General features: G+C 73.6%; 10 protein-coding genes and 1 rRNA gene. 6 read left to right on the forward strand and 5 right to left on the reverse strand.

Annotation, left to right across the window (positions count from 1 at the left end):
- Positions 1-88, forward strand: a 5S ribosomal RNA gene (gene rrf, locus ACFV6E_RS09055); the annotation flags it as partial.
- A gap of 145 nt (positions 89-233) precedes the next feature.
- Here rrf and ACFV6E_RS09060 read toward each other — a convergent pair.
- Genes ACFV6E_RS09060 through ACFV6E_RS09080 form a run of 5 tightly spaced genes read right to left on the reverse strand, consistent with a single transcriptional unit; the run spans position 234 to position 6048 of the window.
- Positions 234-1544 carry a DUF58 domain-containing protein gene (locus ACFV6E_RS09060; protein ID WP_385165787.1) on the reverse strand — a complete coding sequence of 437 codons (1311 nt, stop codon included), beginning with the start codon at positions 1542-1544 and terminating at the stop codon, positions 234-236.
- The gene (locus ACFV6E_RS09065; RefSeq protein WP_385165851.1) at positions 1544-2533 is read right to left on the reverse strand and encodes an AAA family ATPase; all 990 of its coding nucleotides are present in this window, start codon (positions 2531-2533) and stop codon (positions 1544-1546) included. The genes ACFV6E_RS09060 and ACFV6E_RS09065 overlap by 1 nt, the downstream gene beginning before the upstream one ends.
- A complete protein-coding gene (locus ACFV6E_RS09070; protein ID WP_385460179.1) occupies positions 2533-3726 on the reverse strand; it encodes a DUF4350 domain-containing protein in 1194 nt (397 codons plus the stop codon). Before ACFV6E_RS09070 ends, ACFV6E_RS09065 begins: the two co-directional genes overlap by 1 nt.
- Positions 3723-4553 (reverse strand): DUF4129 domain-containing protein, encoded by an 831-nt coding sequence (locus tag ACFV6E_RS09075; protein ID WP_385165791.1) that lies wholly within the window; start codon positions 4551-4553, stop codon positions 3723-3725. Before ACFV6E_RS09075 ends, ACFV6E_RS09070 begins: the two co-directional genes overlap by 4 nt.
- A gap of 4 nt (positions 4554-4557) precedes the next feature.
- Complete coding sequence (locus ACFV6E_RS09080) at positions 4558-6048, reverse strand: hypothetical protein (protein WP_385460181.1); 1491 nt, start codon at positions 6046-6048, stop codon at positions 4558-4560.
- 140 nt (positions 6049-6188) lie between these two features.
- On the opposite strand from ACFV6E_RS09080, the gene mtnA reads away from it, so the two are divergent.
- From mtnA to ACFV6E_RS09105, 5 genes are all read left to right on the forward strand, one after another.
- Complete coding sequence (mtnA, locus tag ACFV6E_RS09085; protein WP_385460183.1) at positions 6189-7337, forward strand: S-methyl-5-thioribose-1-phosphate isomerase; 1149 nt, start codon at positions 6189-6191, stop codon at positions 7335-7337.
- A 16-nt stretch (positions 7338-7353) separates the two neighbouring features.
- The gene (gene mtrA, locus ACFV6E_RS09090; RefSeq protein WP_003968748.1) at positions 7354-8031 is read left to right on the forward strand and encodes a two-component system response regulator MtrA; all 678 of its coding nucleotides are present in this window, start codon (positions 7354-7356) and stop codon (positions 8029-8031) included.
- Position 8032: 1 nt separating this feature from the next.
- On the forward strand, positions 8033-10108 hold the full coding sequence (gene mtrB, locus ACFV6E_RS09095; RefSeq protein WP_385460185.1) for an MtrAB system histidine kinase MtrB: 2076 nt from the start codon (positions 8033-8035) through the stop codon (positions 10106-10108).
- A complete protein-coding gene (locus ACFV6E_RS09100) occupies positions 10098-11930 on the forward strand; it encodes an LpqB family beta-propeller domain-containing protein (protein ID WP_385165799.1) in 1833 nt (610 codons plus the stop codon). The genes mtrB and ACFV6E_RS09100 overlap by 11 nt, the downstream gene beginning before the upstream one ends.
- Before the next feature lie 214 nt (positions 11931-12144).
- A complete protein-coding gene (locus tag ACFV6E_RS09105; protein ID WP_385460187.1) occupies positions 12145-13221 on the forward strand; it encodes a ComF family protein in 1077 nt (358 codons plus the stop codon).
- Positions 13222-13377 lie beyond the last annotated feature (156 nt).

Raw genomic sequence — 13377 nt, forward strand, 5'->3', positions numbered from 1 at the left:
CGGTTACATTCCGAACCCGGAAGCTAAGCCTCACAGCGCCGATGGTACTGCAGGGGGGACCCTGTGGGAGAGTAGGACGCCGCCGAACTAAAATTAGTAAAGACAGAAAGCCCCCGCCCGGGTTGACCGGTGCGGGGGCTTTCTGCATTTCAGGGTACTTCCTGGTTTTCGATTTTCGAGATCTTCTCCCCCTGAAGGCTTCTCCTCCCGAGAGGGAGGAGAGAGCACGCGTCTTAAAGGCGGCCCGCTGCCTTCAAGGCGAGGTATGCGTCTGCCAGGGCCGGCGCCAGGTCGTCCGGAATCGCGTCCACGACTGTGACGCCGTGGCGGCGGAGCTGTTCGGCCGTGCGGTCGCGCTCCGTCTGAGCCTGGGCCGCGGCTGCTGCCTCGTACACCGCTTCCGTGCGTCCTCTGGCGGTGGCCATGCGGGCGATGTGCGGGTCCGCCACTGATGCCAGCAGCACCGTGTGGCGTTGGGTCAGGCCGGAGAGGACCGGGAGCAGGCCCTCTTCGATGGGGGTCGCGTCGAGGCTGGTCAGGAGGACGATCAGGGAGCGGCGGGGAGCGGTGCGCAGGGCCGTGGCGGTGAGGCCACGGGCGTCCGTCTCGAGGAGTTCGGGCTCCAGGGTGGCCATGGCGTTGACCAGGGACGGCAGGACGTCGCCTGCCGCTCGGCCCTGGACGAGGGCGCGTACCCGGCGGTCGTAGGCGAGGAGGTCGACCCGGTCGCCGGCGCGTGAGGCGAGGGCTGCGAGCAGGAGTGCCGCGTCCATGGAGGCGTCGAGGCGCGGGGCGTCGCCGACGCGGCCGGCCGAGGTGCGGCCCGTGTCGAGGACAAGAAGGATGTGGCGGTCGCGTTCGGGGCGCCAGGTGCGTACGGCGACCGTGGTCTGGCGGGCCGTGGCGCGCCAGTCGATGGAACGGGTGTCGTCGCCGGGGACGTACTCGCGGAGGCTGTCGAATTCGGTGCCCTCACCGCGGGTCAGGACGCTGGTGCGGCCGTCGAGTTCGCGGAGCCGGGCCAGCTTGGAGGGCAGGTGCTTGCGGCTGGCGAACGGAGGCAGCACCCGTACCGTCCACGGGACCTTGTGGCTGCCCTGGCGGGTGAAGAGGCCCAGGGGGCCGTACGAGCGGATGGTCACGCGGTCGGCCTGGCGGTCGCCGCGGCGGGTGGGGCGCAGCCGGGTGGTGAGGCGCCGGCGTTCGCCCGGGGGGACCGTCAGGCGGTGGCGGGAGGCGGCGGTTTCGGTGCCGCGCTCCCAGCTGCTCGGCGGCCAGGCGTCGCGCAGGTGGGCGCGCAGGGGGCGGCCCGACGGGTTGGTGACGGTCAGGGTGACGTCCGCGGTCTCGCCGAGGCGTACGGAGGTGTCGCCGGAACGGGTGAGTCCGAGGCGGCGTACCGGTGCCGCGAGTGCGTAGTCGCAGGCGCAGGCCAGGGCCAGGGGCGTGTTCACGGCGAGGATGCCCGTCCAGCTCGGTTCCCAGATGCCGACGGGGAGGCTGCCGAGGGCCGCGAGGAGGGCGGCGCGTCCGGTGAGTGCCATCAGCGGGGGACGGGGACGTGGGCGAGGACCGCGTTGATGACGGAGTCGGCCGTGACGCCTTCCATCTCGGCCTCGGGGCGGAGCTGGATCCGGTGCCGCAGGGTCGGCAGGGCGAGGGCCTTCACGTCGTCCGGGATGACGTAGTCGCGGCCGGTCAGCCAGGCCCAGGCGCGGGCGGTGGCGAGCAGGGCCGTCGCGCCGCGCGGGGAGACTCCGAGGGAGAGCGACGGGGACTCGCGGGTGGCGCGGCAGATGTCGACGACGTAGCCGGTGATCTCGGGGGAGACGGCGGTCTTGGCGACGGCCGCGCGGGCGGCTTCGAGGTCGGCGGGGCCCGCGACGGGGCGTACGCCGGCGGCGTGCAGGTCGCGCGGGTTGAAGCCCCCGGCGTGGCGGGTGAGGACGTCGATCTCGTCCTGGCGGGAGGGCAGCGGGATCGTCAGCTTGAGGAGGAAGCGGTCCAGCTGGGCTTCCGGGAGGGGGTACGTGCCCTCGTACTCGACCGGGTTCTGGGTGGCCGCGACGAGGAAGGGGTCCGGGAGCGGGCGGGGGGTGCCGTCGACCGTGACCTGGCGTTCCTCCATGGCTTCGAGGAGGGAGGACTGCGTCTTGGGCGGGGTGCGGTTGATCTCGTCGGCGAGCAGGAGGTTGGTGAAGACCGGGCCGGGCTGGAAGGAGAACTCCGCGGTGCGGGCGTCGTAGACGAGCGAGCCGGTGACGTCGCTGGGCATCAGGTCGGGGGTGAACTGAACGCGCTTGGTGTCGAGTTCGAGGGCCGACGCGAGGGCGCGGACGAGCAGCGTCTTGGCGACGCCGGGGACTCCTTCGAGGAGTACGTGACCGCGGCACAGGAGGGCGACGACGAGGCCGGTCACTGCGGGGTCCTGGCCGACCACGGCTTTGGCGATCTCGGCGCGCAGGGCCTCCAGGGAGGCGCGGGCGGCGCCCGGATCCCCAGCGGTCCCGGCGTTGTCAGTGGTCGGGTCCATCATGAACGGCGTACCTCTCTTTCGAGGGCGTCGAGTTGGTCGGCGAGGGCTATGAGGGCCGCGTCGTCGCCGGGCGGCGGGCCGAAGAGGAGTGCGTGCGGGGCCTGTCCGTCCCGCTGGAGACGGGCGGACAGGGCGGGCAGGAGTGCCTCGGGCGCGTGCGCCTGGGCGGGGTTCACACCGACGAGGGGGGCGAGGCGGGAGCGGGTGGCGGAGCGCAGGGCAGTGGCCGCGCGGTCGCGGGCGTCGGCCTTGCGGTAGAGGCGGGCGCGGCCTTCGACGGTCTCGGAGGCGCGGATCGCGACGGGCAGACGTTCGGGGACGAGAGGGCCGAGCCGGCGGGCCCGCCAGAGCGCGGTGAGGACGGCCGCCACGAAGAGTTGCAGCGTGCCCCAGAGCCAGCCCGAGGGGAGCAGGTCGAGGAAGCTCCGGTCGCCGGCGTCGGTGGCCGAGGAGTCGGAGAGCGAGGGGAGGTACCAGACCAAGTGCGCGCGGGAACCGAGCAGTTGCAGGGCGAGGGAGGCGTTGCCCTCCTGGTCGAGGCGGTCGTTGTAGAGGATGTCGGGGGCGCCGAGCAGGACGGTGTCGCCCTTGCCGGTGGCCGCCGGGAGACGCAGCAGGGTGGGCAGCCCGTCGCTGAGGTAGCAGGCGTCGGCGTCGGGGTCGTCGGTGCGGTAGCGGATGCCACCGGTCTCAGCGGTGCCCGCGCGGCGCGCGGCGGGCAGCTCGCAGCGCGGGGAGAGCAGCGAGTCGAGGCTGATCGCGAGGTCGGCGGTGACGCCCGGGGCGAGCGTGCCGAGGGAGGGCTCGTCGGGGGCGACCAGGACCGTGCGGCCGCCGGAGGACTCCGTCGCCGTACGGAGCCGGTCCTGCTGGCGGGCGGTGAGCAGGTCGGGGGCGGCGACGAGGAGCGTGGTGTCGGGGCCCGCCGCCTCGCGGGCCGCGTCCGTGGTGGTGACCACGCGCGTGGAGACCCCGCGGTCGGCGAGGAGTTCGGCGACCGCGCGGCTGCCGGAGGGGTCGGCGGAGCGCGGGTCGAGGCGGCCGTGCCGGGTGTCGGAGCGCACCGCGGCGATGACGACGGCCGCCGCGAGGAGCAGGACGAGGGCGAGTACGACCCCCCGCGCGCGGGTCCACACCTGGCGGGCCGTGGGCGAGACCGAGGTGGCGGGGAGCGTGGCCTCGGTGGTCATTCGGCGGCTCCCCGGCGGGCGCTGTGGGCGGTGCTCGGCTCGTTGTTCCGGTCGCTGCTCGCCAGTACGGGCCTGGTGCGTTCCAGGTCGGTGTCGAGGGCGGCGAGGCGGCGGTACGTGGCCTCGTCGGCGGACCGTCCGCCGTACGTGACGTCGTCGAAGTCGCGGGCGGCGGTGCGCAGCCCGTCGGTGTGGGCGGGCAGGGTGCGGCCGGCTTCGGCGGCGGCCTCGTCCGCGGTGCGGCCGGGGCGCGGGTCGAGCAGGGCGCGTTCCTCCAGGGAGCGCACGACGGCGCGCATGCGCTCCTGGACGGCCTGGTTCCAGTGGCCCTGGGCGGCGTGCGCCTCGGCGGCCGCGCGGTGTTCGGCGGCGCTGCGCGGGCGGTCGTCGAAGAGCACGGCGGACGAGACGGGGGCGCGGTGCGGGGTGCCGAGCCGCCACCACAGCGCGCCGGCGACCGCGAGCACCGCGACGACGATGACCAGCAGGCCGAGCGTGCCTCCCGGGGTGACGGAGGAGGCGGCGCCGAACAGGTCGCCGAGCCAGTCCCAGAACGCGTTGAGGGCGCGCTGGAACAGGCCCGGGTCGTTCTCGTGGTACATCCCCTTGGTCAGCTCGCGCCGGGCCGCCTCGCGGGCGGGGTCGCGCGGGACCGTCAGCGGCGGTTCGTCGCCGGAGCGGGCCAGGGCGAACAGGCCGCCCGGCCCGCTGTGCGGCAGCGCGAGTACGGTGGCCGGGTCGCCGGAGCGGGCCAGCCACCGTACGGCCGCTGCGCCGGTGCCCGGCAGTGCCGGTGCGGCGGTGAGAAATCCCCCCGTCAGGCTCACCGCATCAGCTCCCCGGGGTGGTGCCGTGGGCGTCGGTGCCGTAGCCCTGGAGGCCGGCGGCGCGGGCCAGGTCGAGGTCGAGGGCCTCGCGGCGGATGCGCTGGTCGATGTAGAGGAGCACGGTCACGCCCGCGTTGATCGGGAAGGTGAGCATCGAGCCGATGACCGAGCCGATCCCGCTGACGACGAGGAACGTCCAGCCCATGTCGCCGGTGCCGTTGACGAAGCCGCCGAGGCCGTCGTCGCTGACCGCCGCGGCGATCACGGCGAACGGAATGACGATGATCGCCGCCACGACGTTCGCGATGACGGTCGCCAGCAGCTGGATGCCGAACATCCGCCACCAGGCGCCGCGGACCAGCTTCGCGGAGCGGCTGAGCGACTTCACGACGCCCTGCTTCTCCAGCATCAGCGCGGGCGAGGCGAGCGAGAAGCGGACCCACAGCCAGAACGCGACGACGCTGCCGCCGAGGCAGCCGAGGACGATCAGCGCCGCTCCCGGGGCGGTGGCTCCGGCGACCGCGACCAGGATGCCGGGCAGGGCGCCCACGGCGATGGCTCCGACGCCGATGAGCAGCATCAGCACGATCAGGCCGAACAGGAAGGGGATGCGGGGGCGGGCGTCGCGCCAGGCTTCGCCCGTGGTCACCGGCTTGCCGAGCACCGCGCGGCTGGTGACGGTCGTGAGCAGGGCGGTGGCGAAGACGGTGCCGATCAGGGTGATCAGCGCGACGATCCCGGAGTTCAGCATCGAGTCGCCCAGGGCGCGGCCGAGTTCGCCCGGGGTGGCGCTGGGATCGCTGAGGGCGTCGGCGCGGGCGTTCTCGTCGAGGACGAGTCCGCGCAGCAGTACGACGACGATCTCGGTGACCACGGCGACGGTCAGGGAGATGCCGAGGACGGTGCGCCAGTAGGTGCGCATGGTGGAGACGGCGCCGTCGAGGATCTCGCCGACGCCGAGGGGACGCAGCGGGATGACGCCGGGCTTGGCCGCCGGGGGCGGGCCGCCCCAGGGGGTGCCCCAGGCGCCGGGGCCGGGTCGGCCGCCGGGGGGACCATAACCGGGAGCGCCGTAGCCGGGGCCGCCGTATCCGGGACCTCCGTAGCCCGGGCCGCCAGGACCGCCGTAGCCGGGACCGCCGTACCCAGGGCCTCCGTAGCCGCCGGGGCCCGCGGGAGGCTGCCCGCCCCAGCCGGAGCCGGGGGCGGGCGGTGGTGCCGGGGCCTGTGGCGGGCTCTGCGGGCTGGGTGCCGACCACTGGCCGGGCGGCGGCTGCTCCTTGGACCACTTCGAGGCGGCGTCGGTCTGGGGCGGATCCGACGGTGTGCCGGTCTGCTGCGAGGCCGGTGCGGCGTCGGCCTGGGGCGGGTTCGACGGGGCGTCGGGCTGGTTCGAGCCGCTCTGGTCCGTGGGCCGGACAGGACCGGTCTTGTCCGGCTCCTGCCCGTCGGAGGGTGCCGATCCGGGCGAGGCCCAGCCCGGAGTGTCGTTCATCGTCGCTCCTTCACGGTGCCCGTCCGCGGTCGCGGCGGCAGGTTGGCAGCCATCGTGCCACGCGGTGCCCGGTGGCGGACCAGGGGTCGGCTGGGCTGCACACCTTCAATTGTCCGCCCGGTACACGGCAGACTGGGCGGATGGCTGATCAGTACGCGCAACGTCGCGAGGACAACCGGCCGACCGAGATCCCCGCGATCCGCTGGGACGAACCGCCCGAGGGCCCTGTGCTGGTCCTCCTGGACCAGAGGAGGCTGCCGGCCGAAGAGGTCGAGTTCGTGTGCACGGACGCGCCCGCGCTGGTGGAGGCGATCCGCTCGCTCGCCGTGCGCGGGGCACCGCTGCTCGGCATCGCCGGGGCGTACGGTGTCGCGCTCGCCGCCGTCCGCGGATTCGACGTCGACGAGGCGGCCGACGCGCTGGCCGGTGCCCGGCCGACCGCGGTGAACCTGGCGGTCGGCGTGGACCGGGCCAGGGCGGCGCACCGGGCGGCGCTCGCCGCCGGCGGCGACCAGAGGCAGGCCGCGGACGCGGCGCTCGCCGCGGCGCGGGCGCTGCACCGGGAGGACGCCGAGGCCAGCGCTCGGATGGCGACGCACGGCCTGGCGCTGCTCGACGAGCTGCTGCCGGGTGGCGGGCACCGGATACTGACGCACTGCAACACCGGTGCGCTGGTGTCGGGCGGCGAGGGCACGGCGTTCGCGGTGGCCCTGGCGGCGCACCGGGCGGGCCGGCTGCGGCGGCTGTGGGTGGACGAGACGCGGCCCCTGCTGCAGGGTGCGAGGCTGACCGCGTACGAGGCGGCGCGCCAGGGGATGCCGTACACCCTGCTGACGGACAGCGCGGCGGGTTCGCTGTTCGCGGCCGGGGAGGTGGACGCGGTGCTGATCGGTGCCGACCGGATCGCGGCCGACGGCTCGGTGGCGAACAAGGTGGGGAGTTATCCGCTCGCCGTGCTCGCCCGGTACCACCATGTGCCGTTCATCGTGGTGACGCCGGTGACGACGGTGGACGAGGGGACCCCGGACGGTGCTGCCATCGAGGTCGAGCAGCGCGGTGGTCACGAGGTGACCGAGATCACGGCGCCGCACGTGCCGGTGGCGGGAGCGGAAGTGGGTGGCGGAATCCCGGTGGCACCCCTCGGGACGCAGGCCTACAACCCGGCGTTCGACGTGACGCCGCCGGAACTGGTGACGGCGATCGTCACCGAACAGGGCGCCGTGTCGCCCGTCACGGCTGAGGCGCTGGCCGAGCTGTGTGCCAGGTCACGCCAGGTAACGATTAGCTAAATGGGATGATGTCGTTATGAAGGGACGAGTCCTTGTCGTCGACGACGACACCGCACTGGCCGAGATGCTCGGCATTGTGCTGCGTGGTGAAGGTTTTGAGCCGTCTTTCGTAGCCGACGGCGACAAGGCGCTTGCCGCTTTCCGTGAGGCGAAGCCCGATCTGGTGCTGCTGGACCTGATGCTGCCCGGCCGGGACGGTATCGAGGTGTGCCGTCTGATCAGGGCGGAGTCCGGCGTACCGATCGTGATGCTCACGGCGAAGAGCGACACCGTCGATGTCGTGGTGGGTCTGGAGTCGGGGGCGGATGACTACATCGTCAAGCCGTTCAAGCCGAAGGAGCTGGTCGCGCGGATCCGGGCGCGGCTGCGGCGTTCCGAGGAGCCGGCGCCCGAGCAGCTCACCATCGGTGACCTGGTCATCGACGTGGCCGGGCACTCGGTGAAGCGGGAGGGGCAGTCGATCGCGCTGACTCCGCTGGAGTTCGACCTGCTGGTCGCGCTCGCCCGCAAGCCGTGGCAGGTGTTCACGCGTGAGGTGCTGCTCGAGCAGGTCTGGGGCTACCGGCACGCGGCGGACACGCGTCTGGTCAACGTCCACGTGCAGCGGCTGCGCTCCAAGGTCGAGAAGGACCCGGAGCGGCCGGAGATCGTGGTGACCGTCCGAGGCGTCGGTTACAAGGCCGGACCGAGCTGACATGCCCGGGGACAGTGCCGCTCCGGCCCCCGGACGGTCCGGGACCCGCGCGGGGCGGCCTGTCGGCCGGAAGACGGCGGGCTCCCGGTGGGGACGCATCCTGGAGGGCGGGTTGCTGCACGGAGGCGTGCAGGGCAGCCCGGTCCTGAGGCTGTTCATGCGCTGGGTGCGCCGTCCGCTGCTGCCCGTCATGCGGCTGTGGCGCCGCAACATCCAGCTCAAGATCGTCGTCACCACGCTGCTGATGTCGCTCGGTGTGGTGCTGCTGCTGGGCTTCGTCGTCATCGGGCAGGTGCGCAACGGCCTGCTGGACGCCAAGGTGAACGCCTCGCAGAGCCAGGCCGTCGGCGGCTTCGCCGTGGCCAAGCAGCGGGCGGAGACGGCCGCGACCTCCGGCGGCGACGACTCCGGGGCGGACGGCCGCCCCTCGCAGAACGTCAGCCAGTGGATGAGCGACCTCGTGGAGTCGCTGTCCAGCGGCGGGCAGGGCGCCTTCGACGTGGTCACGCTCAGCGCCTCGGGCGCGGCCGGTGACAACGCGGGCGGGCGCGGCCCGCGCTCCTCGGGCAACGTCGATCCGACCGCGAGCGTGCCGGAGGACCTGCGCGGCCGCATCGACACCAGCCTGTTCGCCGCCCGCAGCTACACCAGGGTGGTCTACAAGGACGGCAAGGAGTCCCAGCCCGCCCTGGTCATCGGCAAGCAGGTCAACGACCCGGACGGCAACCCGTATCAGCTGTACTACCTCTTCCCGCTGACGCAGGAGGAGAAGTCGCTGAGCCTGGTCAAGGGGACGCTGGCGACCGCCGGGCTCTTCGTCGTGGTGCTGCTCGGCGCGATCGCCTGGCTCGTGGTGCGCCAGGTCGTCACGCCCGTGCGGATGGCGGCAGGGATCGCCGAGCGGCTGTCCGCGGGGCGCCTCCAGGAGCGGATGAAGGTCACCGGCGAGGACGACATCGCGCGGCTCGGCGAGGCGTTCAACAAGATGGCGCAGAACCTCCAGCTCAAGATCCAGCAGCTGGAGGACCTGTCGCGGATGCAGCGGCGCTTCGTGTCGGACGTCTCCCACGAGCTTCGTACGCCCCTGACGACCGTCCGGATGGCGGCCGATGTCATCCACGACGCGCGCGTGGACTTCGATCCCGTGACGGCGCGGTCGGCGGAACTCCTGGCCGACCAGCTCGACCGGTTCGAGACGCTGCTCGCGGACCTGCTGGAGATCAGCCGGTTCGACGCGGGCGCGGCCGCGCTGGAGGCGGAGCCCATAGACCTGCGCGAGGTGGTACGGCGGGTGGTCGGCGGCGCCGAGCCGCTCGCCGAGCGCAAGGGCACGCGGATACGCGTCCTCGGCGACCAGCAGCCGGTGGTCGCCGAGGCGGACGCCCGCCGGGTGGAGCGGGTGCTGCGCAACCTCGTCGTCAACGCCGTGGAGCACGGCGACGGCAAGGACGTGGTGGTCAAGCTGGCCGCCGCGGGCGGAGCGGTCGCGGTCGCGGTGCGCGACTACGGGGTGGGCCTCAAGCCCGGGGAGGCGACCCGGGTCTTCAGCCGCTTCTGGCGCGCGGACCCGGCACGCGCGCGTACCACCGGCGGTACGGGTCTGGGGCTGTCCATCGCCCTGGAGGACGCACGGCTCCACGGCGGCTGGCTCCAGGCGTGGGGCGAGCCGGGCGGCGGTTCGCAGTTCCGGCTTACGCTGCCGCGGACGGCGGACGAGCCGCTGCGGGGCTCGCCGATACCCCTGGAACCCAAGGACTCGCGCCGCAACCGCGGCCTCAACGAAGCGGGTCTGCCGCTCGACGGCGGCGGCAAGCTCGCCACCGTGCCCGCGCAGTCGGCCGGCGACCAGGCGCCGCCGCGGGCGCCGATCGCACCCCGGCTCGCCGGGACGGCACCGGCCGCCGACCCGACAGCGCTGCCCGGCAACGGCGCGCGCGTGGTGGCCCGGTCCGCCCAGGCCGCCCGGCCGCAGGACGAGACCGCGTCCGGCGCCGACGGCGGACGGGACGCTCAGGAGCCGACCGGCGGCGGCGCCGCGGACCAGGTCGAGGAAGGGAAGGCAGCTCGTGGGCGCTGAGGGGGGCGGGCGCCGGCGCGCGGTGCGCGTGGGCGTGTCCGTGGGGTGTGCCGGCGTACTGCTGGCGGGATGCGCGTCGATGCCGGACAGCGGGGATCTGCGCGGCGTGGAGTCCACGCCGCGCCAGGACACGCAGGTGCGGGTCTTCGCGCTGCCGCCGCGGGAGGACGCCAGGCCCGAGGAGATCGTCGAGGGCTTCCTGGAGGCCCTGACCAGCGACGATCCGCAGTACGACACGGCACGCAAGTACCTGACGGACAACGCCCGGCGCAAGTGGCAGCCCTACCGGTCCACCACCGTGCTCGCCGACGGGCCGAACACCGTGGCGGACCAGAAGAGCGCCCGCGACGGCGACGACACGTACACGTACCGGCTGTCCGGTGTGAAGGTCGCCACCGTGGACGCGCAGCACGCGTACGCGCCCGACGACGGCTCGTACGACAGGTCGGTCTATCTCACGCGCGAGAAGAAGACCAAGCAGTGGCGCATCGACGGGCTCCCCCAGGGCGTGGTGATGGGCGAGTCGGACTTCCAGCGCAACTATCTGTCGGTCAACAAGTACTACTTCTCCTCGACCGTGCCCGCCGGTTCGGGCAGCAGGCCGGGAGCGGTCGCCGACCCGATCTACGTCCGCAAGGAGGTCGACCCGATGACCGAGACGGTCCGGGCGCTCCTGAGCGGACCCACGAGCTGGCTCGACCCGGTGGTCCGGTCGAGCTTCCCGTCGCACACGGCGCTGAAGAAGGGCGTCACCGCGCTGACGCCCGACGACCAGAACCAGCTCACGGTGCCGCTGAACGCCAAGGCCGACCGGGTCGGGCGCACGCAGTGCACCAAGATGGCCGCCCAGCTCCTGTTCACCCTCCAGGACCTGACGCCCACCGGGGTCGAGGAGGTCAAGCTGGAGGGCTCGGACGGCAAGCAGCTCTGCGTGCTCGACGACGACCAGGCCGAGACCATCGCCGCGCCCGGCACCGGCAGGCGGCCCCAGTACCAGTACTTCATCGACGACAAGAAGCGGCTCGTTCGGCTGCCAGCCGTCGGCAGCGGCAAGGACCCGGAGCCGGTGCCCGGCGCGCTGGGCGAGGGCGACAAGGCGCTGCGGGCGGCGGCCGTCTCCCGGGACGAGGACAGCGCCGCCGGGGTCTCGCTCGACGGGAGCTCGCTGTACGTGGGGTCGCTGGTGTCGGGCGGTTCGCTCGGCGAGGCGGTGCTCCACAGCGACGGCGAGTCCGAGGGCGACCGGCTGACGACGCCGAGCTGGGACGGGGCCGGCGACCTGTGGGTGGCCGACCGCGACCCGGACAACCCCCGGCTGCTCCTGCTCGAACAGGGCGCCGGAGACCCGCTCGAGGTGAAGACTCCGCAGCTCGACGGGCGGATCGAGGCGGTACGGGTGGCCGCCGACGGAGTGCGCATCGCCCTGATCGTGGCCAAGGACGGCAAGACGTCCCTCCAGATCGGCCGGATCGAGCGGGACGGCACGGGCGACGGCGGGACCGGCGTCTCGGTGCTCGAACTGCGCAACGCGACCCCGCAGCTCGAAGAGGTCACCGCCATGTCGTGGGCCGCGGACAGCCACCTCGTGGTGGTCGGCCGCGAGCCCGCCGGCGTCGAGCAGATGCGGTACGTGCAGGTCGACGGCTCGACACCGGTACGCACCGTGCCCTCGGCGCTCACCGGCGTGAAGGAGATCGCCGCGTCCGAGGACGAGCGGCTGCCGCTGGTGGCGTACTCGGTCGACGGCATCGTGCGGCTCCCGACGGGCTCCCAGTGGGAGAAGGTCGTCAAGGAGGGGACGGCGCCGGTCTATCCGGGGTAGGCGGGGCGCCTGTCGCGGAGGGGCGCGGGTGCGGTCGGCAGCGGTGCGTGTGCCGCGGCGGGCCGGGCACGGCGGGATCGGCTGTGCGCGCCAGGCGCCGTACGCGGCTGGAGCTCACGGCTGAGGATCCGTTGTGACGTGGGCCGATGTAGTTGTCCACAGGTGTTTTCCACAGGGGTGGCAGGGCGGCGCGGGCGTTGGCACAGTGGTGGGCATGCGGGGGTGGTGGCAGGACCTCACCGACCTGGTGCTGCCGGCCGAGTGCGGAGGCTGCGGACGGCCTCGTGCGGTGCTCTGCCCGGAGTGCTGCCGGGCTCTCTGCGGTACCGCGCCGCGCCGGGTGCGACCGGAGCCGGAGCCGGCGGGACTGCCGGTGGTGCACGCGGCCGCCCCGTACGCGGACGAGGTGAGGGCGGCGCTGCTCGCCCACAAGGAACGGGGCGCGCTCCCGCTCGCCGCACCGCTCGGCACGGCTCTGGCAGGAGCCGTACGGACGGTGCTGGCGGAGACGGGCGGTGCCGTCGGGCTTACCGGGCCGGGGGAGACGGGCGGTGCCGCCGGGCTCTGTGGGGCGGGCGGCGTGCCCGGTGGCGGGATCACCGGTCCCGTGCTGCTCGTGCCCGTGCCGTCCGCGCGCAGGGCGGTCCGGGCGCGCGGGCACGACCCCGCGCGGCGGATTGCGCTCGCGGCGGCCGGGGAACTGCGGCGTTCGGGTACGGCGGCCCGGGTGCTCGGTGTGCTGCGGCAGCGGCGTGCGGTGGCCGACCAGGCGGGGCTCGGCTCGGCGCAGCGGCTGGCCAACCTCGCCGGTGCGCTGACGGTGCCCGCCGCCGGCGCCCGGCTGCTGGCCGGTGGGTGCGTGGTGCTGGTCGACGATCTGATGACGACCGGTGCCTCGCTGGCGGAAGCGGCACGGGCGGTCCGGGAGGCCTGCGCGGCAGCGGAGACGGGGGAGACAGCAAAGACAAGGGCGGTAGGGGGCGCAGAAGCGACAGAAGCACCGGGCGTGGCTTGTACGGCCGCCGGGGCGGACGCGGACGCGTACGCGTACGTCGGGGGAACACGGGAAGCATCGGAGGTGCGGAGTGAAGCGACCGGGACGGAGCCGGAGTGCACGTGGGTGAGCCGAACGCGGACGGGGCCGGTGAGCGGGCCCGCCGGTGCGGCCCGGGCGGACTGGCCGAGCGCGCCTGTCCGTGCCGCCGGGACCGGCACCCGTGCCGCCCGGCTCGCCCTTCGCGCGGCCGTCGTCGCGGCCTCGCCGGCCGCTTTCGAAATGAACCGGAACTGACAGGGAACGCGCGTCGTTGCAGGTAATGAGACGGTCAATTCGCCGGAATGGAGGTACGCCGCAGTAGAGGGTGACGCCATCCGTACGGGCGAGATATGTTCGGTTGTGAGGCAATGACGCAGGTCATACTTCGCGAATCCGAATGCTGTCGTGTGT

It is taken from the genome of Streptomyces sp. NPDC059785 (assembly GCF_042732375.1).
Classification (GTDB): Bacteria; Actinomycetota; Actinomycetes; order Streptomycetales; family Streptomycetaceae; genus Streptomyces.

Bases quoted from the DNA above. Each gene is read 5' to 3' on its own strand.
- mtrB (WP_385460185.1), top strand. From the start codon at position 8,033: ATGCCCGGGGACAGTGCCGCTCCGGCCCCCGGACGGTCCGGGACCCGC.
- ACFV6E_RS09105 (WP_385460187.1), top strand. From the start codon at position 12,145: ATGCGGGGGTGGTGGCAGGACCTCACCGACCTGGTGCTGCCGGCCGAG.
- ACFV6E_RS09065 (WP_385165851.1), bottom strand. From the start codon at position 2,533: ATGGACCCGACCACTGACAACGCCGGGACCGCTGGGGATCCGGGCGCC.
- mtrA (WP_003968748.1), top strand. From the start codon at position 7,354: ATGAAGGGACGAGTCCTTGTCGTCGACGACGACACCGCACTGGCCGAG.
- ACFV6E_RS09060 (WP_385165787.1), bottom strand. From the start codon at position 1,544: ATGGCACTCACCGGACGCGCCGCCCTCCTCGCGGCCCTCGGCAGCCTC.
- ACFV6E_RS09070 (WP_385460179.1), bottom strand. From the start codon at position 3,726: ATGACCACCGAGGCCACGCTCCCCGCCACCTCGGTCTCGCCCACGGCC.
- mtnA (WP_385460183.1), top strand. From the start codon at position 6,189: ATGGCTGATCAGTACGCGCAACGTCGCGAGGACAACCGGCCGACCGAG.
- ACFV6E_RS09080 (WP_385460181.1), bottom strand. From the start codon at position 6,048: ATGAACGACACTCCGGGCTGGGCCTCGCCCGGATCGGCACCCTCCGAC.